This window comes from Nocardia sp. CA-135398, assembly GCF_050955845.1.
Classification (GTDB): Bacteria; Actinomycetota; Actinomycetes; order Mycobacteriales; family Mycobacteriaceae; genus Nocardia.
In genome coordinates this window covers 8,148,311-8,170,237 of the sequence record NZ_CP192084.1, presented here as the reverse complement: position 1 = coordinate 8,170,237, position 21,927 = coordinate 8,148,311, and the positions used below count along the sequence as shown (strand labels likewise).

Below are 21,927 nucleotides of genomic sequence, written 5' to 3'. Positions count from 1 at the left end.
AGCTTGTTATGTGACTCCGGTAGCGTGAGCTGGCATCTATCCGCCGATTCGGTTTGGAGCTTTCCCCGAAAATGACTGAGCAGACCCCCAGTGGTGCCGGTGCTTCGTACGCCGCGGCCGGCGTGGACATCGAGGCAGGTGACCGCGCCGTCGAGTTGTTCGGGCCATTGGCGAAGAAGGCGAGCCGACCCGAGGTGCAGGGTGGGCTCGGCGGATTCGCCGGGCTGTTCGCACTGAAGGGCGGCTACCGCGAGCCGTTGCTCGCGGCCTCCACCGACGGGGTCGGCACCAAGATCGCGGTCGCCCAGGCGATGGACAAGCACGACACCGTTGGCCTCGACCTGGTCGCCATGGTGGTGGACGATCTGGTGGTCTGCGGCGCCGAACCGCTGTTCCTGCAGGACTACATCGCCATCGGCAAGGTCGTCCCGGAGAAGGTCGCGGAACTGGTCTCCGGCATCGCGGAGGGCTGCGTGCGGGCGGGCTGCGCACTGCTCGGCGGCGAGACCGCCGAACATCCTGGCCTGATGGATCCGGACGACTACGACCTGTCCGCGACCGGTGTCGGCGTGGTCGAGGCCGATTCGGTGCTCGGTCCGGATCGGGTGCGTCCCGGCGATGTGGTTATCGCCATGGGGTCATCGGGTCTGCACTCCAACGGCTACAGCCTGGCACGCAAGGTGCTGCTCGATATCGACCGGATGTCGCTGACCGGCCACGTCGAGGAGTTCGGCCGCACCCTCGGTGAGGAGCTGCTGGAGCCGACGGTCATCTACGCCAAGGACTGCCTCGCGCTGATCGCCGAAACCGATGTGCGCACCTTCGCGCACGTCACCGGCGGTGGCTTGGCCGCGAATCTGGGCCGGGTGATTCCCGCGGGCATGGTCGCCGAACTGGATCGCGGCACCTGGAATCCGGCGCCGGTATTCAAGATGATCGCCCAGCGCGGCCGGGTCGATCGGGTCGAGATGGAGAAGACCTTCAATATGGGCGTCGGCATGGTTGCCGTAGTGGCGCCCGAGGACGTCGACCGGGCGCTGGCCGTGCTGACGGCACGCCACATCGCCTGCTGGACCCTCGGCACCGTCAAGAAGGCCAAGGACGCCGACGCGGTACGCGCCGTTCTGGTTGGCGAGCACCCGCGCTTCTGAGTCTGTATCTTTGGCCGCGCCTCCGGCGCGGCGTGTTCGCGGCCCCCTGGTGTCTCGCGTCCGAGCCGTCGAGACTCGCGACTTCGTCGCATGCGCTTCGACGACTCGGACGCGAGACGGGCCGCGAACGGTCGCTCGTAAGACTCGCTCGGGTGTGGTCGGTGAGGCAGAGCGTTCGGCTCGGCACTTGGTGCACGCGTGCGGGGTGACCGAGTGCCCGGGGCTTGCGGCGCGTGCGCCTCGACGACTCGGACGCGAGACAGGCCGCGAACGGGTCGCTCGTAAGACTCGCGCGATGTGGTTGGCGCTTGTGGCGCACGGGAATTCACAACAGCGTCCCGCATCGTCGGATGCGGGACGCTGTTGTTGTGCAAGCCTCGAATGGTTAGTCCGGTCACGCGGCGTCAACGGGTGAAGGGGGAGGCCCGTCGGCCTCCCCCTTCATCGTCTACCGAGTCAGCGGCGCCAGTCTTTGTAGTCGTCGTCCTCGTCCCAGCGGGATGAGGATTCGTCCGCGTCGTGCTCATCGGACAGCACACCACTCCGATGGGAGGTGGGGCTACCCGAAAGCTCGCGCTGAAGGCTCGCGAAGTCAGTCGGCGCGGAGCTGTACTTCAGCTCGCGTGCGACTTTGGTCTGCTTTGCCTTAGCCCGGCCACGGCCCATGGCTGACCCCCTCGCGTCACTGCGGGGCGGCCTGGGGTTTGTTGGCGGCCCCGTTCGAATTAATACTCTTCCTGACAGACACTTTAGCGTGTGTCCGGCAGTCGCGCTTCCAGGAGTGGCTGAAGACCTCCCGAAGTGGTGCCGTTTGCCCGGTTGTCGCCGCCGGGCCGCCCCTCAGACGACCCCGGGAATCGCTCGGATGACCCCGACCCTGGCACCGCCGCCGAGCACCGGCGGCGCCGCGAGTTCGGCGTGCGCCGCGGTCCATTCGATGCCCATGCGATGCAGAATGGCCAGCGTCAGGGGGATGCGCGCACGGTCGTGACCATCGGCGATCTTGTACGCGAAGGCCGTTCCGTCCGGTAGCGCACCCGCGTGCACACCGTCCGCGCCCATCTTGCAGACCAGGCCCGGCGTGGCCTGCATGGTCAATAAATCGGGAGCGTTCGTGCCGGAAATCACTCGCGGATTGGTGCGGATGGCATCGGCGACGCGCCGCTCCGGCGAACCGGGCGTGGCGGTGGCCATGGCCGCGAACGCGCGGGCCAGATTCACCAGTGAGACCGGGATGATCGGCAGCCCGCAGCCGTCGATGCCGAGGTCGGTTTCGGGTTCGCCGGTGAGGTCGGTAATGGTCGCGATCACCGCTTGCTGCAGCGGATGTGCCTGGTCCAGGTAGCCCTCGGTGGGCCAGCCGTTGACCGCGCAGGTGGCAAGCATGGCCGCGTGCTTACCGGAGCAGTTCATGTACACGCGGCGCGGTTCGGCCAGCGCCTCGGCCCGTGCGCGCTCCTCCTGCGGCAGGTCGGGCGGGCATTCCAGGGCCTTCTCGTCGAAACCGAAACGGTCGAGCAGGCGCTCGACAAGGGCGACGTGATCGGGTTCGCCGTAGTGCGATGCGGTCGCGATGGCCAGCTCGGCATCATCGAGTGGTTCGAAGCCGTTGCGCAGCAAGGTGATCGCCTGCATGGGCTTATTGGTGGAGCGCGGGAAGATCGGGACGTGCACCTCGCCGAGCGCGAGGGTCGGTTCACCGTCGGCGCCGAGGATCACCACCGAACCGCTGTGCACGCATTCGCGGAATCCGGAGCGGACGACCTCGACCAGTTCGACGGTCATAGCTCGGCTCCTGTCGGTTCGCCGCGCTGCGCACGCGCACGATTCGCGTTGGCGTGGCGGCGGCCGTGCCGCTCGATCTGCATGCGCACATCATCGGAGATGGTCGGTTCGGCCGCGAGCAGAAGCGCGAGCAGATCGGGATCGTGCCCGGTGAACAGGTCGCGGACGGTGATGCCGTGCTCGGGCGTATGCACGATGCGAACCTCGTCGCCGGCACCGATCGTGCCCTCGGTGAGGACGCGCAGGTAGGCGCCGGTATCGCTGCGCAGCGTGAATCGCTTGACCCAGTGGGACTCGCCGGACCAGTGCTGGAAGGTCGAGCACGGCACCCGGGGTGCGCTCACCTCGAGCAGGGTGTCACCGATGGTCCAGCGCGCACCGATCACCGCATCGCTGACCGGGAGTCCGGTGATGCGCAGATTCTCGCCGAACCACCCCGCTGGCAGGTCGCGGCCGAGTTCGTCGCCCCAGCGCCGCGCGTCCTCCTCGGCGTAGGCGTAGACGGCCTGATGCACGCCGCCGTGATTCTTGGTGTCGCATACGTAATCGCCGTCGAGACCGCGGGCCCGCGCGGCGACGCGATGGGGGACAGGGCGCTTGTCGATGGCCGTGCGGCCGACGCGGGTCGGCACCGTCAGTTCGGCATGGACGACGCACACGGCAAGCACCCGAGCGCTATCGGGCTGCATCAACGGCCACGCAACCGGTCGACGGCGATCCGACCCGCCTGGGGTGCCTCGTCGGCTCGGACCGAATCCGGATCGATGGCGGCGGCGGTCGGGCCCGCGACCAGTTCGGTATCGGTCGGGATGGTGCGTTTGATCAAAGCCAGTGCGACGGGGCCGTATTCGTAGTGGTCGACGACGGTGCCGAGTCGGCCGACGGTGCGACCGCCCGCGGTGACGTCCGTACCGGTGGTCGGGCGTTCGTCGGCGGAACCGTCGAGATGCAGCAGCACCAGGTGACGCGGCGGCTTGCCGAGGTTGTGCACCCGGGCCACGGTTTCCTGGCCGCGGTAGCAGCCCTTGTCCAGGTGCACCGCACCGTGTTCGGCGATGCCGCCGATCCAGCCGACCTCATGCGGGATGGTCCGCTCGTCGGTGTCGAGTCCGATCCTGGGGCGCAGTGCCGCGACGCGCAGTGCCTCGAAGGCCCACATGCCGGCCGGTTCGGCACCGGCGGCGATGAGTCGGGCCCAGCGGTCGGCGAGGTGGTCGCGTGGGATGACCAGATCGAAGGAGTCCGCGGTGGGCCACGGCATGCGGCGCAGGAATCCGCCGTCCGGCAGCGGCACCGCGTCGTAGGTCTGCGGGAGGTTGGAAATGCCGAGCGCTTCGGTCAATTCGGTGATGCGCGGGCCGAGCAGGCTCAGCACCGCGTGATCGGCGGCCTCGACCGGTTTGGCATCGGCCCAGAAGACCATCTTCGCCAGGAACTCCAGCAGGGCCGGTCCCCGTTCGGGCTCGGTATCGATCCACACCGTGCCATCCAGTTCGGTCAGCACGAAATGTTGCAGCACCCGGCCGTTGAGATCGAGGTCCAGATTCTCGGCGGACCGACCGTCACCGAGGCTGGCGATGTGCTGGCTGCTGATGGTGTGCAACCAGGTCAGCCGTTCGGCCCCGGTGATTTTCAGGACGAAGCGATGCGACCGGTCGATGATCGCCACCCGCTCCGCGGCGGTGCGCTGTTCTCGGAAGGGATCCCCGTAATGCCAGGCGACGGCGGCGTCCGGCGAACCGGTCGCGCCCGCGACGGCGCCCGGGACAGCGAGGATGGGACTGGGTGCGACGACCACGGACACGTAAACCACTCTAAGCGCGAACCTTATTGCGTGCTTTCAGCGGCCTGTCCAGTCGTCCACTCCGTCTATTTCTGCGCGACCGACGGAGCGAGTCTGATGTGCGAGGAGTTCGTGGTCTGTCTGGTGTCCGAGTCGGCGAAGTGCGTGCGGCGAAGCGGGTGTTTCGCCTGTCCAGCAGGCGTACATGCAGGTGCCGCGCGATCGCTGATCACCACGGAGCGAGTCTTACGAGCGAGGAGTTCGCGGCCCGTCTTGCGTCCGAGTGATCGAAGCGCATGCGACGCACTCGCGAGTCTCGACGGCACCGCCAGCGGACTGCTTGCAGGTCGCTCGAAAGGGGCAGCCGCGACACACCAGAGGCCGCGAACCCGCCGTGCCGCAGGCGGGGCAAATCAAACACGGGCGCGGTCAACGAACACCGCCTACGCTCGTCCCATGGTGGATCGAGTTCTTGTAACACTCGACGGCGCCGTCCAGGATCCGGACGCGCCGTTGTTGTTTGCCGACGACATCGGCGTGCTGCGCGGTGACGGTGTCTTCGAGTCGGTTTTGGTGCGTGCTGGTGACGCGTGCGCGATCGAATTTCATCTAGGCCGACTGCGTCGTTCGGCGCAGGCACTCGATCTACCCGAGCCCGAGCTGGGGAAATGGCGGGACGCGATCGAGACGGCGACGAAGGAATGGGGGACCGAGCGCGAGGGGCTGATGCGGCTGGTCCTGACCCGTGGTCGCGATACCGAGCTTTCGGCCCCGTCCAGTGTCACCTCGGGTGATCTCGCGGCCGCGGTGCCGGTGCCGACCTCCTATGTGCTGGTGCTGCCGGTGCCCGAGCGGGTGTTCAAGGCGCGCACCGATGGCGTCGCGGTGGTGTCGCTCTCGCGCGGGATCTCGGTCGATCTGGCCCAGGCCGCGCCATGGCAGCTGCTCGGCGCGAAGACGCTCTCCTATGCCACCAATATGGCGGCGCTGCGGTTCGCGCAGCGGATGGGCGCCGATGACGTGATCTTCACCAGCACCGAGAACCGGGTGCTCGAGGGGCCGCGTTCGTCGGTGGTGATCGTGCGCGATAAGCAGTTGATCACCCCGCCCGCGAAGAACGGCGTACTGCCGGGGGTTACCCAGCGCGCGCTGTTCGCCGAGGCCGAGAAGGCCGGGTGGAAGTGCAGTTACGAGTCGTTGTTCACCGCGGACCTGCTGACCTGCGACAGCATTTGGCTGCTTTCGAGCATCACGCTCGCCGCCAGGGTGAATTCACTGGACGGGCTGCGCATGATGGCGCCGGATAATGCGGCCGAAATCATCGAATTGGTGGACCGTGGGGTGGAGAGGGCCGGGGCTATCGGCGATTGGTGAGTCCGCCGAGCCGTGATCTTCGTCCTACTACAGCATGTAGGAGTGCTCGGCGAGCTCGGAGAACGGGTCGTTCAGGGCCGTACGCGCCGGTGTGTCGTGGCGTAGGCCTCCTTGATGGGCCCCTTCTCGGGCGTACTCTTACTACGTAATGTCGTAGATCGGCGGGAGGTCGGTTTTGAGCGTCCTGGACTTATCGCGTTGGCAGTTCGGCATCACCACCGTCTATCACTTCATCTTCGTACCGCTGACGATCGGTCTTGCCCCGCTGGTCGCGGGCATGCAGACCGCTTGGGTGATTACCGGCAAAGAGCACTGGTACCGGCTGACCAAATTCTTCGGCAAGCTGTTCCTGATCAATTTCGCCCTCGGCGTCGCGACCGGCATCGTGCAGGAATTCCAGTTCGGCATGAACTGGAGCGAATACTCCCGCTTCGTCGGTGACGTCTTCGGCGCACCGCTCGCGCTGGAGGGACTCGTCGCCTTCTTCCTGGAGTCGACCTTCCTCGGTCTGTGGATCTTCGGCTGGACTCGATTGCCCAAGAAGGTGCATCTGGCGACGATCTGGCTTGTCGCGATCGGGGTGAATGCCTCCGCGTATTTCATTGTCGCGGCCAATTCGTTCATGCAGCATCCGGTCGGCGCCAGGTACAACCCGGAGCGTGGACGCGCCGAACTCACCAGCATCTGGACGGTGCTCACCAATAACACGACGCTGGCGGCATTTCCGCATGTGGTTGCGGGAGCATTTCTGACCGCGGGAACTTTCGTCGTCGGCATCTGCGGCTGGTGGATGGTACGCAATGTGCGCAGCGGCGAGGTGACCAAAGTGCTCGAGGCGCAAACGATGTGGCGCTCCGGCGGACGGGCGGGACTGTGGGTGATCGTGATCGCCGGTGTCGCGCTGTTCTTCACCGGTGATGTGCAGGGCAAGCTGATGTTCGAGCAACAGCCGATGAAGATGGCCTCGGCGGAATCGCTGTGCAATACCGCGACCGATCCGGACTTCTCGGTGCTGACCATCGGCACTCACAACAACTGCGACAGCGTGACGCACGTGCTCGAGGTGCCCTATGTGTTGCCGTATCTGGCCAAGGGCAAATTCAGCGACGTCACTTTGGACGGTGTCACCGATCTGCAGCACGCCTACAACGCGAAGTTCGGGCCCGGCGACTACCGACCCAATCTGTTCGTCACCTACTGGTCCTTCCGCGCCATGATCGGCCTGTCGGCCGGTGCGATCCTGCTGTGGATGGTCGGTCTGTGGCTGACCCGCGGCGGCCGGATCACCGATAAGCGCTGGTACTCGTGGCTGTGCCTGATCGCCATCCCGACCCCGTTCCTGGCCAATAGCGCGGGCTGGGTCTTCACCGAAATGGGTAGGCAGCCATGGGTTGTCGCGCCGAACCCGACCGGCGACCAGAGCCTGCGGCTGATGGTGCAGCAGGGCGTCTCCGACCACGTCTCGGGCACCGTGATCGCCTCGCTCGTGGTGTTCACCCTGCTGTACGGCGCGCTCGCGGTGGTCTGGTTCTACCTGATGCGGCGGTACACGGTGGCCGGACCCGAAGCGCCCGCGACGACTTCGCCCGGTGGGCCGGACGATACGGGCGGCGGTCATCGGGCCGAAGAGCCTGCTGTCGAACAGCTTTCGTTCGCATATTAGGAGCCGACGATGAATCTGCAACAGTTCTGGTTTCTGCTGATCGGCGTCTTGTTCACCGGCTACTTCGTGCTGGAGGGCTTCGACTTCGGCGTCGGCATGCTGATGCCCATCCTCGGCAAGGGCAGCGATACCCGAAGGCGGGTGGTGCTCAACACGATCGGGCCGGTCTGGGACGGCAACGAGGTCTGGTTGCTGACCGCGGCCGGTGCGATGTTCGCGGCCTTCCCGGAGTGGTACGCGAGCCTGTTCTCCGGCTTCTATATCGCGCTGTTGCTGGTGCTGGTCGCGCTGATCGTGCGGGTCTGCGCGATCGAATATCGCAGCAAGATCGATGATGCGCGGTGGCGGGCCTGGTGTGATGCCGCGATCGGAATCGGTTCCTGGGTACCGGCATTGGCGTGGGGCTGGGTATTCGCGAATGTGGTGCGCGGGGTGCCGCTGAACGAGAAGAAACACATCGCCGGTTCGGTGTGGGATCTGCTCGGGCCGTACGCATTGCTCGGCGGGCTCACGACCGGATTGCTGTTCGCGTTGCACGGTGCGGTCTTCCTGGTGCTGAAGACCGGCGGTGAGGTGCGCGACGATGCGGCGAAGACGGTGCGGTTGCTGCTGGCGCCGACCGCGGTGGTGGCCGGCGTGTTCGGAGTGTGGACGCAGTTGGCCTACGGAACCGGATGGACCTGGATTCCGTTGGCGCTGGCCGTGATCGGACTGCTGCTCGCGGGCGCGGCGGGTTTCGCCGATCGCGACGGTTGGGCGTTCGTCGGCACCGCGGTCACCATCGCGGCGGCGACGGTGCTGCTGTTCGGGTCGCTGTATCCGAATGTGCTGCCCTCCACCATCAGTGACATGTTCGACCTGACCATCGACAATGCCTCCTCGACGCCGTACACACTGAAGGTGATGAGCTGGGCGGCCGTGGTCGTCACGCCGGTCGTGCTCGGCTACCAGGGTTGGACGTATTGGGTATTCCGCAAGCGGATTACCGTCGAGCAGATTCCCGCGCCGACCGGCCTGCCGTTGGAAGTCGTCAAGGACTGATCATGGCTCGTCCGCCCGTCGACCCCCGGTTGTGGAAGTACGCACGCTCGGCTCGCCGCTATCTGGTGCTGAGTGTGGCACTGTCCGTGGTGATCACGGGTTCGATCGTGGTTACGGCGGTCACACTGGCGAAGGTGCTGGCCGGAGTCGTCACCGACCCCGGTCGGCGCAGCTTCGGGGCTTGGATATTCGAGTTGGTCGTGCTGGCGGTTGCCATCGGCTGTCGGGTGCTGGCCACCTGGGCGCAGTCGCGGATCGCGCATCGGGCCGGGGCCGCGGTTGTCGCGGAACTGGAATCCGCGGTGCTTGGCGCCGGCGCACAGCTGCCGCCCCGCGAACTCGAAACTCGGCGAACCGAACTCGCGGTTGTCGTGAGTACCGGGCTGACCGGGCTGCGGGCGTATCTCACCGGGTATCTGCCCGCGCTGCTGCTCGCTTGCCTGGTGCCGCCGATCGTGTTGGTGGTCATCGGGTTTCACGATCCGATCTCCGGCGTCATCGCGCTGGTCACGCTGCCGTTGATTCCGGTGTTCATGGTGCTCATCGGGCTGCTCACGCAGGGCCGTGCGCAGGCCACGCTCGCCGCGACGACTCGGCTGTCGGATCAACTGCTCGATCTTTTCGCGGGAATGCCGACGTTGCGTGCGCTGGGACGGGAGGGGAGCACGGGACGGACTGGTTCGATGGAGCACCGTGTGCGCGAGCTCGGGGACGCGTTGCGGCAGCGCACCATGCGTGCGCTTCGGATCGCGTTTCTGTCGTCGATGGTGCTCGAGATGCTCGCCACGTTGAGCGTCGCATTGATCGCGGTTTCCATCGGCCTGCGGCTGGTATACGGCGAGATGAGTCTCTATGCCGGGCTGGTGGCGTTGATTCTCGCGCCGGAGGTGTATCTGCCGCTGCGGATGGTGGGGGAACGGTTCCATGCCGCACAGGACGGAATGGCCGCCGCGGACAAGGCCTTTGCTGTGCTCGAACCCGCTGTGCCCGCTGCCGACTCCCGCCATGAGGTTCTCGGCGGTAAGGGTGCTGTGCACGACGGTAGGAATATCAGCGAACTCGGTTCAGTGGCATCGAGCGGCGATCCCATCGACACAGTGCCTGAACTCGGCAACGATGGTCGGGGCGTCATCGAGATATACGGTCTCTCGGTACGCGCCAGGGACGGGTTTGCGCCCGCTGGACTGACAGCGATGTTTCGGCCAGGAGTGCTGACCGTATTGACCGGGCCCAACGGGAGCGGGAAATCCACGGCGCTGCAAGCGATTCTGGGCTTGATCACACCGGAGTGCGGCTCGGTGCGGGTCGACGGCACCGACGTGCGCGACCTGGATCAGAACACTTGGTGGTCCCGTGTCGCCTGGCTGCCGCAGCGTCCGGTGTTGGTCCCGGGGACACTGCGCGAGAATCTCGAACTGCTCGGCGCACGCACACCCGACACCGCGGCGAAGGGCGCGGCCGGCGTACTCGAAGCCGCCTGCATCGCAACGGGATTCGACACCGTACTCGACGAACTCCCCGATGGCTGGAACACGATCGTCGGCGCGGGCGGCATCGGCCTCTCCCTCGGCCAGCGCCAACGCCTGGCCCTCACCAGAGTGCTCGCCGCCGACCGCCCCATCCTCCTCCTCGACGAACCGACCGCCCACCTGGACCCCGCCGCCGAAGCCACCGTCCTCACCGCCCTACAGCAGCGAGCCCGCACCGGTGCCACGGTGATCGTCATAGCGCACCGCCCAACCGTTCTCGCCGCCGCCGACCACATAATCCCCATCCACTCCACCGCATCCCAGGCAGCCGCCTCATGAACGGTCATATCGGAAGCTATCGGATGCCGGACACAGTCCGGCCCGATCGGCGAGCGTGTGTTCACGGCCCGTCGAATCGGCGCGCGGTACGTGTCGGGAAGGTCGGCGGTGAAGTCGCGTGTACGGCTGACCGGGATGTCGTGGCGTTGCTCGGTCAGCGGGCGGGCGTCCCGCCGGGCCATGCTGTCGAGGGCGATGCGCGATGAGTATCGGTGCGAGAGAAGCTTCGGTGCAGCGCGGCGGTGGCGCGGTGTGGGCGGATCTGCGACGGATGTGGCGGCTGCTCGAGTTGTCGCCGTGGCGGGTCGCGGTGGCGATCGGGTGGGGCGTGTCGGCGCTGGGCAGCGGGCTCGGACTGGCCGCATTGGCGGCGTGGTTGATCGCACGTGCCTGGGAGATGCCGCCGGTACTCGATCTGAGTGTTGCCGTTGTCGCGGTACGTGCCCTGGGTATCTCGCGGGGGCTGTGCCGGTATCTGGAACGCCTTGCCACCCATGACGTTGCGCTGCGCGCGATGACGACCGCTCGCACAACCGTCTACCGGACCCTCGCTCATTCGGATGCCTGGATGCGGCGGGACGTGCGAGGCGGTGATACAGCTGACGGTTCCGGAGGCCTGCGTGCCGAGGAACTCGACGACGCGATTCGTACGCCCGGCGACAGTGCGTCAGCTGGCTCGGTGGATGGGATCAAGGGCTTCATCAGCAGGCCAGTTCGCAGACGCGACCGGGATGCCTCGATCATCGAGTCGGATCGAGTGACTGCCGAAGTAGCCAACGCGAACGAAGCGGATGCGGTCTACAGCGGGGGGACGTCGGAGCCAGGACTGTCCGGGCGGCGTGACGTGGTGACTTCGTTCGGCCCGGCAGATACCTCGGACCGCAACGTCGAGGGGCCGGTCGCCGTGCCGGATTCGGCGGGTGCGGACGGTGCTGCGTCCTTGCGGCGCGGGGACCTGCTGGTTCGAATCGGTAGCGATATCGACGATCTCGGTGCGGTCGTCGTGCGCGTATTCGTGCCGATCGCGGTCGCGATTGTGCTGTCGTCCGCCGCGGTCGGACTCATGGCCACCATTTCGGTTGGGGCGGCGGCCATTCTGGCCGTATCGCTCGGCATTGCCGGAATCGTCGCACCGTGGCTGTCCGGGTGGGCCGCCCGCGAGGCCGAGCGTGCGGTGCGGGCCGACCGCGCCGAATTCACCGCGCAAGCGCTCACCGTCCTCGACCACGCGGCCGAACTCCGCGTCGCGGGCAAGCTGGATGTCGCACTGGCGGCCGCCGACCGCGCCGGACGACGCGCGGTCGCCGCCGAGGATTCCGCGGCCGCACGCAGCTCCTGGGCCGCCGCGGCGACGCCTCTCTCGATCGGCGCCAGCGTCCTCGGCGCCCTCCTGATCGGCATAGCGATCTACGGAACCAATCCGCCCGCGATGACCCCCATGGCCCTCACCATCCTCGTCCTGCTGCCCCTCTCGGCCTTCGAAGCAGTCGCCCCACTCCCCACCGCCGCCCAGGCCCTCACCACCGCCCGCGCCGCGCTGCACCGCCTCCCCCTGGTAGAAACCACTCGAAACTCGCGTTATGGGCGAGACCTGTTGTCGGACAGCGTGTCCGGCTCAGCCGAGGGCATCGAGTGTGGTGTCGGTGGTTCGTCGTCGGATGGCGAATCGCAGGCATCCGATCGTGTAGCTGCCGATGATGGCTTCCGCGGCGCGCGAGATCTGTTGCCAGGCAACCTGCCTGAGCGTCCCGAGGGTAAGCGAATTGCCGTCGTCGGGCCGAGCGGGGCGGGGAAGACCACATTGCTCATGGCTTGGGCCGGGTTGTTCGGCACGCCCACCCCCGGCGTGACGTTCTTCGCCGAGGATGCGCACATCTTCGGCACCTCCGTGCTGGAGAACCTGCGTGTCGCGCGTGGGGATATCACTGTCGAAGCAGCCGAGAGGGCCCTGTGCGCGGTCGGCCTCGGGGATTGGCTGGAATCGCTGCCGGATGGTGTGCACACCGACCTGGTCGGAGGTGCGGCGGCGGTTTCGGGTGGGCAGCGGCGGCGGATTCTGCTCGCTCGCGCGCTCATTTCGCCCGCGCGGGTGCTGCTGCTGGATGAGCCGACCGAACATCTCGACGCCGAGGCGGGCGCCCGACTGCTGCGCGAGTTGCTCGATATCGACAGCGGCTTGGTCGAAGCCGACCGGATCGTGGTTGTCGTCACACATCAGCTGCCAGCCGATCACCGTGCCGACGTGCTGCTGCACATCGGTGCATCAGGCCAGGTAACGACCACTTTCCCGGTATCTGCACGAGCCGAGGACCGCACCGGTTCAGCGCCCCGCGAAATTCCGTTGCCGACCTTCTGACCGGTGACTAGATTCGTTAGTACACAAGGAAGGAGGTGGTTCGAAGAATGTATGTTCATAGGACTTGTGAGGTGGCTGTCCGCTAGCGCCACCGCTGCAACGGATTCCGTTCGCGAGTGCTGAGCGAATTCCAGGCAGCCACCCGGCCCCCGAGCTACCGGTCTAGTCCGACCGGGACCTGTGCAGGCTTCACCGCCAGCAGGGTATGGCTCGGGGGCCGTTCCTTTTTCGGCACAATTCCCTCGGACGGTAGAGTCCGGCGACCGGGTTCGACACGAGGGGTAGCCGATGCCATCGGAGGGTCTCGCGGCAGTGGTTGGACGCCGCATCAGGGCGGTTCGCCGCATGTTCTACGTACAGGGCAGTGATGTCGACCGCACCGAAGGGCCCATCGAATTGACCTTCGACGACGGTTCGGTGCTGCTCCTGGACGCCGGGACCGACGGCGAGGAACTTCTCGTCGCGTCGACCCCGTGGCGTGACCCGTTCGCCGGGCTCACCGAACCCGAATACATCGACTACGTCGCCGAATCCGGCAAATACACCGCCTTCGACGTGGGCTCCGAACCCCCGTACTCACACCTGATCGGCTCCCACATCGCCGCCGTCTCCGAATCCCGCCTGCACGACGACCGCCTCCGCGCCGCCGTCCTCGAGGTGAACGGCTCGAAGCTCGCCGTCGAAACCCTCGCCGATGAACTCCTCGTCACCTGGCACCCAACCTGATTCGCGCAAACCTACTGGTCCTGGCCGCACATCCAGCGCAGCGGGTGTATAGCCGGCAGCGGGGGTCCGTGCCCAGCGGACGGGCCATGCGTACCAGTCAAATTCGCCCCGACAGGCGCTACGCTGGGGCAATGACCGTTGAGCCGTTGCCCGACTGGGTGATCCCACCTTCTGGTGGATTCACCGTCGAGGATTTCTTGGCGCTGCGCGGCCTGCCCAAGCACACCGAGTTGATCGATGGGGGTCTGGTCTTCGTGAGTCCGCAGGAAAAGTGGCACAGCCGAGTCGTCTCACTTTTCTGGCGGGACCTGGATCGCCAGGGACCATCGCACCTGCGGGCCGATCGAGAGATGGCGGTGCGGCTCGGTAAGCGTCAGATGCCGGAGCCGGACGTCCTTGTTGTGACCGCGGAGGCGTACCTGCGTGCGGATCCGTCGACGTACTACTTCGCCGAGGATCTTGTCCTCGCGGTGGAGGCCGTGTCCCCGGACTCCGAGGAGCGCGACCGCGAGACCAAGCCGGGCAAGTATGCCAAGGCCGGGATTCCGCATTACTGGCGAATCGAACGGCGGGACGAAGACGCCGTCGTCTATGTCTATGAACTCGATCCCGCCACAAGTTCTTACGGCTTGGTCGGCATCTTCCACGATCGCCTGAAAATCAGCGTCCCATTCCCGATCGACATCGACCTGACATCGATCGGGCGCGCGCGCGGTTAACCAATGTAGCGCTGCAAACGGGCTGACAGGCGGGGTTCCAAAGGACCGTCGGCCACCACGCGTTCCTCGACGTAGGCCAGGTCACCACCTTCGACAATGCCGTACAACCGTTTGGCTCCGCCGACGACGATGCCGGATTGGCTGCGGATGACGACATCGGTGGCCAATTCCCAGGAGGACTGGGTCAGTGCGGTGCCGTAGAAGAGTTCGACGATGCCGGTGCTGTGGGTCAGCAGCAGTTCGATGACCTCGTCATCGCCGTCGATGCCGACCCGCCAGAAGCCGCTCTCGCGCAGATCGGGGCCGCCGTAGGAACCGTCGGATTCGATGACCCAGGAACGGGAGTCCCAGGACAGATAGTCGCCACCGTCGTGGGAGACGATGATCTGCTGGCCGAAGCGGTAATCGCCGCGAGCGGGATCATTGCCCTCGCCCTCACCGCGCCAAACGCCGACCATGGGCAGCAGCGCGAGCATCGACGAACTCAGATCCGGACCGAGCCGCAAATTCGCGGTGTCCTCGGGTAGCGGCAGATCCGGTAGCACCGGAATATTGCGCGCACCAGTCCATTTCGCCCGTTCGGCCGCCTCGGCCACGGCCTCGTCGCCACTGCGGCGCGGCGCGGACTCACCCGGGCCGTTGCCGTTCAGTTGTTCACTCGCTCGCTCGGCCGGATTGGAACCTTCGCTCGCGAGTTCACTCATGATTCGGTGAACAACCGGTAGAAGACGTACAGGCCGAACCAGCCGATCAGAACGGCCACGGCCACCAGCAGAATCTCGAAGAAGAGGACCACAACTGGATTCTAACGAGTTGCGTCCCACCCAGCACAACGGCCCCGTTGCTTCCCAGCTACCGGGAAACGACGGGGCCGTCGGGGGGATTACTTACTTGGCGACTGCGACATCCACGGCGTGGATCCCCGCGCCCTCCGGACGAACCTCGGCCGAGCCGTTGCCCGAGGAGGACAACGCCCGCACGGTCCAGGCGCCCGGCGCGGCGAAGAAGCGGAAATCACCGGTGCCCGAGGCCACGACCTCGGCGGTGAAGTCACCGTTGCCGTCGAGCAGGCGCACGAACGCGCCGCCGACCGGCTGACCGTCGGTGCTCAGCACGCGGCCGGTGATGACCGTTTCCTTCTCGACATCGACTCCGGCCGGAATGGCCTGACCCTGGGTAGGTGCTGCGCACATGTGATTACTCTCCCAACTCGATCGGTGCACCGACGAGCGAGCCGTATTCGGTCCAGCTGCCGTCGTAGTTCTTGACATTCTGGTGGCCAAGCAGCTCCTGCAGCACGAACCAGGTGTGCGAGGAGCGCTCACCGATGCGGCAGTAGGCGATGGTGTCCTTGGTTCCGTCCAGTCCGGCCTCGCCGTAGATCTCGGCCAGCTCGGCATCGGACTTGAAGGTGCCGTCCTCGTTCGCGGCCTTGCTCCACGGCACGTTGATGGCGCCGGGGATGTGGCCGGGGCGCTGGCTCTGCTCCTGCGGCAGGTGGGCCGGAGCCAGGATCTTGCCGGAGAACTCGTCAGGGGAGCGCACGTCGACCAGGTTCTTGGCGCCGATGGCGGCGATGACCTCATCGCGGAACGCGCGAATGGTCAGGTCGGGGGCGGAGGCCTTGTATTGGGTGGCAGGGCGGTTCACGGCGTCGCGGGACAGCGGACGGCCGTCGAGCTCCCACTTCTTGCGGCCGCCGTCGAGCAGCTTGACGTTGTTGTGGCCGTACAGCTTGAAGTACCAGTAGGCGTACGCGGCGAACCAGTTGTTGTTGCCGCCATAGAGCACGACCTCGTCGTCGTTCGCGATGCCGCGCGCCGAGAGCAGATCGGAGAACTGCTCCTGGTTCACGAAGTCGCGACGAACCTGATCCTGCAGGTCCTTCTTCCAGTCGAGCCGAACGGCGCCCTCGATGTGGCCGCCGTCGTAGGCGGAGGTGTCCTCATCGACCTCGACGAAGACGACGCCGGGGGCGTTGAGGTTCTCTTCGGCCCAGTCAACGGAGACCAGGACATCGGAGCGAGCCATGTTGTTCCTTTCGGGGTGGTGACTTGCAGTGTCAGTTCGCCGGGGACGGGTTCCGGCGGAGTCGGGCGACCAGCGGATAGATCTGGCAACCCAGGCAGATCCCGAACGCCGCATTCAGGAACGCCGCGAACAGGGCGAAGCCGGCGAACACCGCGCCGACGACGGTGGAGCCGACCAGGAAACCCAGCAGGCTGACGGCACTGAAGACCAGGCCGAGTAACTGGGCGAACCGCAGCGGCGCCACGGGTTCGGTTTCGACGGTCGGACCGAGCCGCGGCGCGACGAACGCGGCGAAGATCCGGCCGTACGGATGCCGACGCGGCCCGTAGGCCGCGCCGATCGCGAAGACCACCGCCTGGGCTGCGATGAGCACCGCGGCGACCGGAGTCGAGACGGCCGCGGCGAGCAGGACCAGAACGAGCACGCCGGTGGTGACCCAGGCGGCGAAGCGTGGCCCGCGCACGTCGACGACGGCGGGAATTCCGGGCCCACCCGTCACCCGACCGCCGCCCCTCATGGAATCGCTGCGCGATGCTGTTTCACTGGTTGTGTTTCGGGAATTTGTGGACATTGTGCGTACTCCTGCGCTGAATTTCGCTGTTGGCGGGAAAAATGCCAGTTCGCCGGGGGATCAAGAGATCACTCGCACGACGGACGCAGGTCGGCATCGGGAATTCTGACGGAGCCGACCGCTCAGCCACACAGGCAGCAACAACCACCGAGGCGACACAGATCAACTGTGCGGCGTCGGGTGAGCATCAGCTCGTGGTTGGCTTGCACGCAGAGGAGTTTACCTGGTTCTGCCGGGGAATTGGACCCGGGGTTCGTCACAGTTGCTATGAACGCTTGTCACGCCCTGTTTTTCCGCCGTCAGCGGCGATCCGCCGGAAGAGTTATCCCACCGTCAGCGGTTCGAGTGCGGTACGCAGGTCCGCGGATTTGGGAACACCGGAGATCCGGAATCGTTCCCGGCCTTCGATATCGAAGACGAAGGTGGTCGGCAGCGACAGCACGTTCAGTTCCTTGGCCAGCGCGGGCTCGGCATCGATATCGATCTCGATATCCAGCGGCGGACGCGGCGATCCGGACAATTCCTCGGTCACCCCGGCGACCACCCGGCGCACCGCGGCGCACGGTCCGCACCAGTCGGCGGAGAAGTGCAGCACCGCCGGGCCCGAGTTGTCGGCGCCGACCGATGCCAGCAGATCGGTACGCGCCGATTCGGCCTGTGTCTCGGTGTCGCTCGCGCGCAACTTGCCGTCGCGGCGCCGCAGCAGCACCCCGACCGCCACCGCGGCAAGCGCAACCACCAGCAGGATTGTGATTTCAATCATGGTCGCCGCAATCTATCCAGGTCGATGGTCACGTTCTCCGCCTTGGCCTCGATGACGATCTGGCCGCCCTGTGCGGAGACCTTCGTCGGCCGCAGCCCGAACGGCAGTTCGTTGGTATCGATGGTCCGGGTGAACTGCTCGAGCACCTTGGGGCGCTCGGTATCGGTGACGACCGCGGTCGTCGTGGCATCACCCGTACCACGGTAGATGCTGGTCGCGACGACCTTCACCTGATCACCGTCGACAACGAGGTCTGCGGTCACACTCACATTGTCACCGCCGAGCGGCCCACCCGGCTTGCTCGGCGTCTTGCCGGGCATGGTGCCGGTGAGCAGGAGTTGCCCGCCGGTGGTCATGCCGGAACCGCCCGATCCGCCCGTTCCGTCGGATTTGTTCCCCGGTGCCGAATGTACTTGCAGGTCAGGGATTTTGAACAGCCTGCCGAGCTCGGTCGGCTCGAGCCGCATCTGTCCCTCGACCTGATCCACCGGCACCGCGCGCACGTTCCCGTCGGTGAGATCGCCGAGGGAAAGGTGGGCTCCGGTCAGCGTCGCGCCGATCGAAATTTCACCGGGGATATCGGGGCGCATGACACGCGCGCGGATATCGACGGTCTGGTAGCGGCCGTCGAGCGCCTGGGTGAGAAAGGGGAACCCATAGATGACCACGTCGGGATCGGCGGTGAGGTCGGCGCCGACACGCAGGGCACGCGACACGCGATACTCGGAGTAGGCGGCGGCGCCGAAATCGATGACTACCGCCAGTGCCACGAGGCACAGCAGCCCGATGATCAGCTTGCGCATGCGCGCAACACTACTTGGCGGTGCGTTTCGGGTATCGCACGTCTGCTGTCGAGGTGCCACACTAACCCCGGATGGCGAGGTCATCGGTGTTCACGCGCTAATCTTGCATCCGATTACCTGTGATTAGCGACGTGGCCCCGGCGGTGTGGCTGTTGTCCGGAGCTACTAGATGGGAGGAGGGCTTGTGGAGCTGCTCCTGCTGACCTCCGACCCCAACCCTGAGTCGGTACTGCCCGCACTGTCGCTGCTGGCGCACAATGTGCGTCCGGCGCCGACCGAGGTGGCGTCCCTGCTCGAGGCGGGGACCGCGGATGTCGCGCTGGTCGACGCGCGCACCGACCTGGCCGCGGCCCGCGGCCTGTGCCGACTGCTCGGCAGCACCGGCTCGTCGGTGCCGGTGGTCGCCGTGCTGACCGAGGGCGGACTGGTCGCGGTCAATGCCGACTGGGGCCTGGACGACATCCTGCTGCCCGGCACCGGACCGGCCGAGCTGGACGCTCGGCTGCGCCTGCTGGTCGGCCGCAACGGCGGTGTCGCGAGCCCGGAGAACACCGGCAAGATCACCCTCGGCGAGTTGGTGATCGATGAGGGCACCTATACCGCCCGGCTGCGCGGTCGCCCGCTGGATCTCACCTATAAGGAATTCGAACTCCTCAAATACCTCGCACAGCACGCGGGCCGGGTCTTCACTCGGGCCCAGCTGCTGCAGGAGGTGTGGGGATACGACTTCTTCGGTGGCACCCGCACGGTCGACGTGCACGTGCGACGTCTGCGCGCCAAGCTCGGCAGCGAATACGAATCGCTGATCGGCACCGTCCGCAATGTCGGCTACAAGGCCGTCCGTCCCGCGCGCACCAACAAGGGCGACCACGTCACCTTCCACGAAGACGAACCCGCCGAGGGCACCGACGACTCCCCACCCGTCACCGTCAACGGTTCCGTCCCATAGCTGCTCGAGATCAGGTGGCATCCATGGAGAAGCCGCCGCTTCCAGTTCCACCTGATCGAGGTCGGATGGAATCGCGCGGGGGATTCGCGCGTTCCTCGCGGTACCGGGTCGACGAGGGAGATGCTCATGGTTGATACGACACTGCGCTGGAGTGCCGGGCTCGATGCCGAGGTGGCGCGGGCGGTGCGTGAGTTGCTCGAGCGCGTGAGTGCCGCGGACGGTGTCGCGCCGGTTTCCGAACAGGCCGTGCTCTCGCTGGCCGCCACCGATTCCGCGGCCGAACATCTGGTCGCGCTGCATGACGGTGTCGTCGCCGGTTACGCGAATCTCGTTCTCGCACATGGCGAACACCCCGCAATGGCCGAGGTGGCGGTCGATCCCGCCGCGCGCGGAAATGGCATCGGTGCCGAATTGGTCTCGGCCGCGCTGGCGAAGGGCGGATCGGGTGCTCGGGTCTGGGCGCACGGAAATCGGCCCGCGGCGGCGGCGCTCGCGACTCGGCTCGGACTGCGCGTCGCACGTGAGTTGTGGCAGATGCGGCGGTCGCTGGCAACGCCTGAGCTACCGGAATTGGTGGTTCCGGAAGGTATCGCCCTGCGGACCTATGACGGGACCGCCGACGACGCTGAATTATTGCGGGTCAATAACGCGGCCTTCGCCTGGCATCCGGAACAGGGTGGCTGGACCGCCCGCGAGATCGCGGTCCGGCGCGAGGAGGCCTGGTTCGACCCGAAGGGGCTGTACATCGCGGTGGACCCGGTCGATCCGGACCGCATCCTCGGATTCCATTGGACCAAGGTGCATTACGAGGAGACGCCGCCGGTCGGCGAGGTTTATGTGGTAGGCATCGACCCGGCCGCACAGGGCCGGGGACTCGGCCGCCTGCTCACCCTCGCGGGCCTGCGCTACCTGCGAGAACGCGGCCTGTCGGAGGTTCTGCTCTACACCGAGGCCGACAACACCGCGGCCGTGCGCACCTACACCCGGCTCGGCTTCGCACCGGCGCATATCGACGTCGCGTATTCGGCCGCCGACTGAATAACAGGCGGACCGCCGGGGTTACTCGAGTAACACTGGGGCAAATGTCACACATAAGCGACGCATTCGCGCCGGGGTGTTCACCCTCCGTTCACCCAGCTTGGTCCAACTGTCAACCGAGCGACCTTACGTTACATAAGGGCGGCACGGTTGCCGCCTGGTGCGCAAGTTCCCCGCGAACGGCACCACGAAACCCGCCCGGGCCGGTGAGGGACCGGGCGTGTCGAACGCGATTCCCCGGAGGAATAAGTGAACTTCAAGCGCAGCAGCGCCCTGATCGGTGTGCTGGCCGCCGTCGCCATGCCCCTGGCCGCCTGTGGCAGTGACGACAACACCTCTGCCACCGGTGATTCCGGCGCCAAGGTCGACGTCGCCTGCGGCGGTAAGAAGGCCCTCAAGGCCAGCGGTTCCTCGGCCCAGAAGAACGCCATGGACCGCTTCGTCGCCGCTTACGAGGCGAACTGCAGTGGCTCCACGCTGAACTACACCTCCAGCGGTTCCGGCGCCGGTGTCAACGAATTCCTCGGCGGCCAGACCGATTTCGCCGGTTCCGACTCGCCACTGAGCGAGAAGAAGGGTGAGCCCGCCAAGGCACAGGAGCGCTGCGGCGCCCCGGCGTGGAACCTGCCGACCGTCTTCGGCCCGATCGCCATCACCTACAACATCGACGGCGTGAGCGATCTGGTGCTCGACGGCCCGACCGCCGCCAAGGTCTTCAACGGTGCCATCGCCACCTGGGACGCCCCGGAGATCAAGGCGCTGAACCCGAGCGCCAAGCTGCCCTCGGACAAGATCTCGGTGATCTTCCGCAGCGATGAGTCGGGCACCACCGACAACTTCCAGCTCTACCTGGACGCCGCCGCCGACGGCGCGTGGGGCAAGGGCGCGGGCAAGACCTTCAACGGTGGTATCGGTGAGGGCGCCAAGGGCAATGAGGGCACCTCGGCCGCCATCAAGAACACCAAGAACTCGATCACCTACAACGAGTGGTCCTTCGCCAAGGCACAGAACCTTTCCATCGCGCAGATCGTCACCTCGGCATCCAAGGACCCGGTCAAGCTGACTCCGGAGTCCGCGGCCAAGGCCGTCGACAGCGTGAAGATCAAGGGCGAGGGCAACGACCTGGTGCTCGACACCTCCTCGTTCTACAAGCCGACCGCGGCCGGTGCGTACCCGATCATCCTGCCGACCTACGAGATCGTCTGCTCGAAGTACGCCGATGCCGATACCGCCAAGGCGGTCAAGGCATTCCTGACCTCGGCCGTCAACAACGGCCAGAAGGGTCTGGACACCGCGGGCTACGTCGCGATCCCGGACAAGTTCAAGACCAAGCTGACCACCGCGACCAACGCCATCAACTGATAGC

21 protein-coding genes are annotated in these 21,927 nt (G+C 66.3%); 11 read left to right on the top strand and 10 right to left on the bottom strand.

Going from position 1 to position 21,927, the window contains the following annotated elements:
• The first annotated feature begins 71 nt into the window (after positions 1-71).
• On the top strand, positions 72-1,151 hold the full coding sequence (gene purM / locus ACQP1T_RS36270) for a phosphoribosylformylglycinamidine cyclo-ligase (protein ID WP_063044470.1): 1,080 nt from the start codon (positions 72-74) through the stop codon (positions 1,149-1,151).
• Positions 1,152-1,607: 456 nt separating this feature from the next.
• On the opposite strand, the gene ACQP1T_RS36265 is transcribed toward purM, so the two are convergent.
• The 4 genes from ACQP1T_RS36265 to ACQP1T_RS36250 form a co-directional block, all read right to left on the bottom strand.
• A complete protein-coding gene (locus ACQP1T_RS36265) occupies positions 1,608-1,817 on the bottom strand; it encodes a DUF3073 domain-containing protein (RefSeq protein ID WP_062988356.1) in 210 nt (69 codons plus the stop codon).
• A gap of 174 nt (positions 1,818-1,991) precedes the next feature.
• A complete protein-coding gene (locus ACQP1T_RS36260) occupies positions 1,992-2,936 on the bottom strand; it encodes an asparaginase (protein ID WP_433757482.1) in 945 nt (314 codons plus the stop codon).
• A complete protein-coding gene (locus tag ACQP1T_RS36255) occupies positions 2,933-3,625 on the bottom strand; it encodes an MOSC domain-containing protein (protein ID WP_433757481.1) in 693 nt (230 codons plus the stop codon). Before ACQP1T_RS36255 ends, ACQP1T_RS36260 begins: the two co-directional genes overlap by 4 nt.
• Complete coding sequence (locus ACQP1T_RS36250) at positions 3,625-4,740, bottom strand: YgfZ/GcvT domain-containing protein (protein ID WP_433757480.1); 1,116 nt, start codon at positions 4,738-4,740, stop codon at positions 3,625-3,627. The genes ACQP1T_RS36255 and ACQP1T_RS36250 overlap by 1 nt, the downstream gene beginning before the upstream one ends.
• A gap of 435 nt (positions 4,741-5,175) precedes the next feature.
• Between ACQP1T_RS36250 and ACQP1T_RS36245 the strand changes: the two genes are divergently transcribed.
• The 7 genes from ACQP1T_RS36245 to ACQP1T_RS36215 all read left to right on the top strand — a co-directional run bounded on the left by ACQP1T_RS36245 (position 5,176) and on the right by ACQP1T_RS36215 (position 14,406).
• Positions 5,176-6,093 carry an aminodeoxychorismate lyase gene (locus ACQP1T_RS36245; RefSeq protein WP_433757479.1) on the top strand — a complete coding sequence of 306 codons (918 nt, stop codon included), beginning with the start codon at positions 5,176-5,178 and terminating at the stop codon, positions 6,091-6,093.
• A 175-nt stretch (positions 6,094-6,268) separates the two neighbouring features.
• Positions 6,269-7,756 (top strand): cytochrome ubiquinol oxidase subunit I, encoded by a 1,488-nt coding sequence (locus ACQP1T_RS36240; protein ID WP_433757478.1) that lies wholly within the window; start codon positions 6,269-6,271, stop codon positions 7,754-7,756.
• Positions 7,757-7,765: 9 nt separating this feature from the next.
• Positions 7,766-8,797: a cytochrome d ubiquinol oxidase subunit II gene (gene cydB, locus ACQP1T_RS36235; protein ID WP_433757477.1), complete on the top strand. Its 1,032-nt coding sequence runs from the start codon at positions 7,766-7,768 to the stop codon at positions 8,795-8,797.
• Between the two features lie 2 nt (positions 8,798-8,799).
• A complete protein-coding gene (gene cydD, locus ACQP1T_RS36230) occupies positions 8,800-10,605 on the top strand; it encodes a thiol reductant ABC exporter subunit CydD (RefSeq protein ID WP_433757476.1) in 1,806 nt (601 codons plus the stop codon).
• A gap of 202 nt (positions 10,606-10,807) precedes the next feature.
• Positions 10,808-12,961 (top strand): thiol reductant ABC exporter subunit CydC, encoded by a 2,154-nt coding sequence (gene cydC, locus ACQP1T_RS36225; RefSeq protein ID WP_433757475.1) that lies wholly within the window; start codon positions 10,808-10,810, stop codon positions 12,959-12,961.
• Between the two features lie 288 nt (positions 12,962-13,249).
• The gene (locus ACQP1T_RS36220) at positions 13,250-13,687 is read left to right on the top strand and encodes a hypothetical protein (protein ID WP_397052560.1); all 438 of its coding nucleotides are present in this window, start codon (positions 13,250-13,252) and stop codon (positions 13,685-13,687) included.
• Positions 13,688-13,818: 131 nt separating this feature from the next.
• On the top strand, positions 13,819-14,406 hold the full coding sequence (locus ACQP1T_RS36215; protein ID WP_433757474.1) for a Uma2 family endonuclease: 588 nt from the start codon (positions 13,819-13,821) through the stop codon (positions 14,404-14,406).
• On the opposite strand, the gene ACQP1T_RS36210 is transcribed toward ACQP1T_RS36215, so the two are convergent.
• The 6 genes from ACQP1T_RS36210 to ACQP1T_RS36185 all read right to left on the bottom strand — a co-directional run bounded on the left by ACQP1T_RS36210 (position 14,403) and on the right by ACQP1T_RS36185 (position 18,574).
• Positions 14,403-15,110: an FABP family protein gene (locus tag ACQP1T_RS36210; RefSeq protein ID WP_433757473.1), complete on the bottom strand. Its 708-nt coding sequence runs from the start codon at positions 15,108-15,110 to the stop codon at positions 14,403-14,405. The two genes, ACQP1T_RS36215 and ACQP1T_RS36210, sit on opposite strands and share 4 nt — an antisense overlap.
• 183 nt (positions 15,111-15,293) lie before the next feature.
• Complete coding sequence (locus ACQP1T_RS36205; protein ID WP_062988334.1) at positions 15,294-15,599, bottom strand: DUF1416 domain-containing protein; 306 nt, start codon at positions 15,597-15,599, stop codon at positions 15,294-15,296.
• A gap of 4 nt (positions 15,600-15,603) precedes the next feature.
• Positions 15,604-16,437 carry a sulfurtransferase gene (locus ACQP1T_RS36200; RefSeq protein ID WP_433757472.1) on the bottom strand — a complete coding sequence of 278 codons (834 nt, stop codon included), beginning with the start codon at positions 16,435-16,437 and terminating at the stop codon, positions 15,604-15,606.
• Between the two features lie 31 nt (positions 16,438-16,468).
• Complete coding sequence (locus ACQP1T_RS36195; RefSeq protein ID WP_433757471.1) at positions 16,469-16,954, bottom strand: DUF4395 domain-containing protein; 486 nt, start codon at positions 16,952-16,954, stop codon at positions 16,469-16,471.
• A 376-nt stretch (positions 16,955-17,330) separates the two neighbouring features.
• Entirely contained in the window at positions 17,331-17,771 is a 441-nt protein-coding gene (locus ACQP1T_RS36190; RefSeq protein WP_433757470.1) for a thioredoxin family protein, read from the bottom strand.
• Positions 17,768-18,574: an LmeA family phospholipid-binding protein gene (locus tag ACQP1T_RS36185; RefSeq protein ID WP_433757468.1), complete on the bottom strand. Its 807-nt coding sequence runs from the start codon at positions 18,572-18,574 to the stop codon at positions 17,768-17,770. The genes ACQP1T_RS36190 and ACQP1T_RS36185 overlap by 4 nt, the downstream gene beginning before the upstream one ends.
• A 184-nt stretch (positions 18,575-18,758) precedes the next feature.
• Here ACQP1T_RS36185 and ACQP1T_RS36180 point away from each other — a divergent pair, with 184 nt between their 5' ends.
• The 3 genes from ACQP1T_RS36180 to pstS all read left to right on the top strand — a co-directional run bounded on the left by ACQP1T_RS36180 (position 18,759) and on the right by pstS (position 21,923).
• Positions 18,759-19,523, top strand: coding sequence for a winged helix-turn-helix transcriptional regulator (locus ACQP1T_RS36180; RefSeq protein WP_433757467.1), 765 nt, complete (start codon positions 18,759-18,761; stop codon positions 19,521-19,523).
• Between the two features lie 126 nt (positions 19,524-19,649).
• A complete protein-coding gene (mshD, locus tag ACQP1T_RS36175) occupies positions 19,650-20,561 on the top strand; it encodes a mycothiol synthase (protein ID WP_433757466.1) in 912 nt (303 codons plus the stop codon).
• Between the two features lie 249 nt (positions 20,562-20,810).
• Positions 20,811-21,923 carry a phosphate ABC transporter substrate-binding protein PstS gene (gene pstS, locus ACQP1T_RS36170; protein WP_433757465.1) on the top strand — a complete coding sequence of 371 codons (1,113 nt, stop codon included), beginning with the start codon at positions 20,811-20,813 and terminating at the stop codon, positions 21,921-21,923.
• Positions 21,924-21,927: the final 4 nt, after the last annotated feature.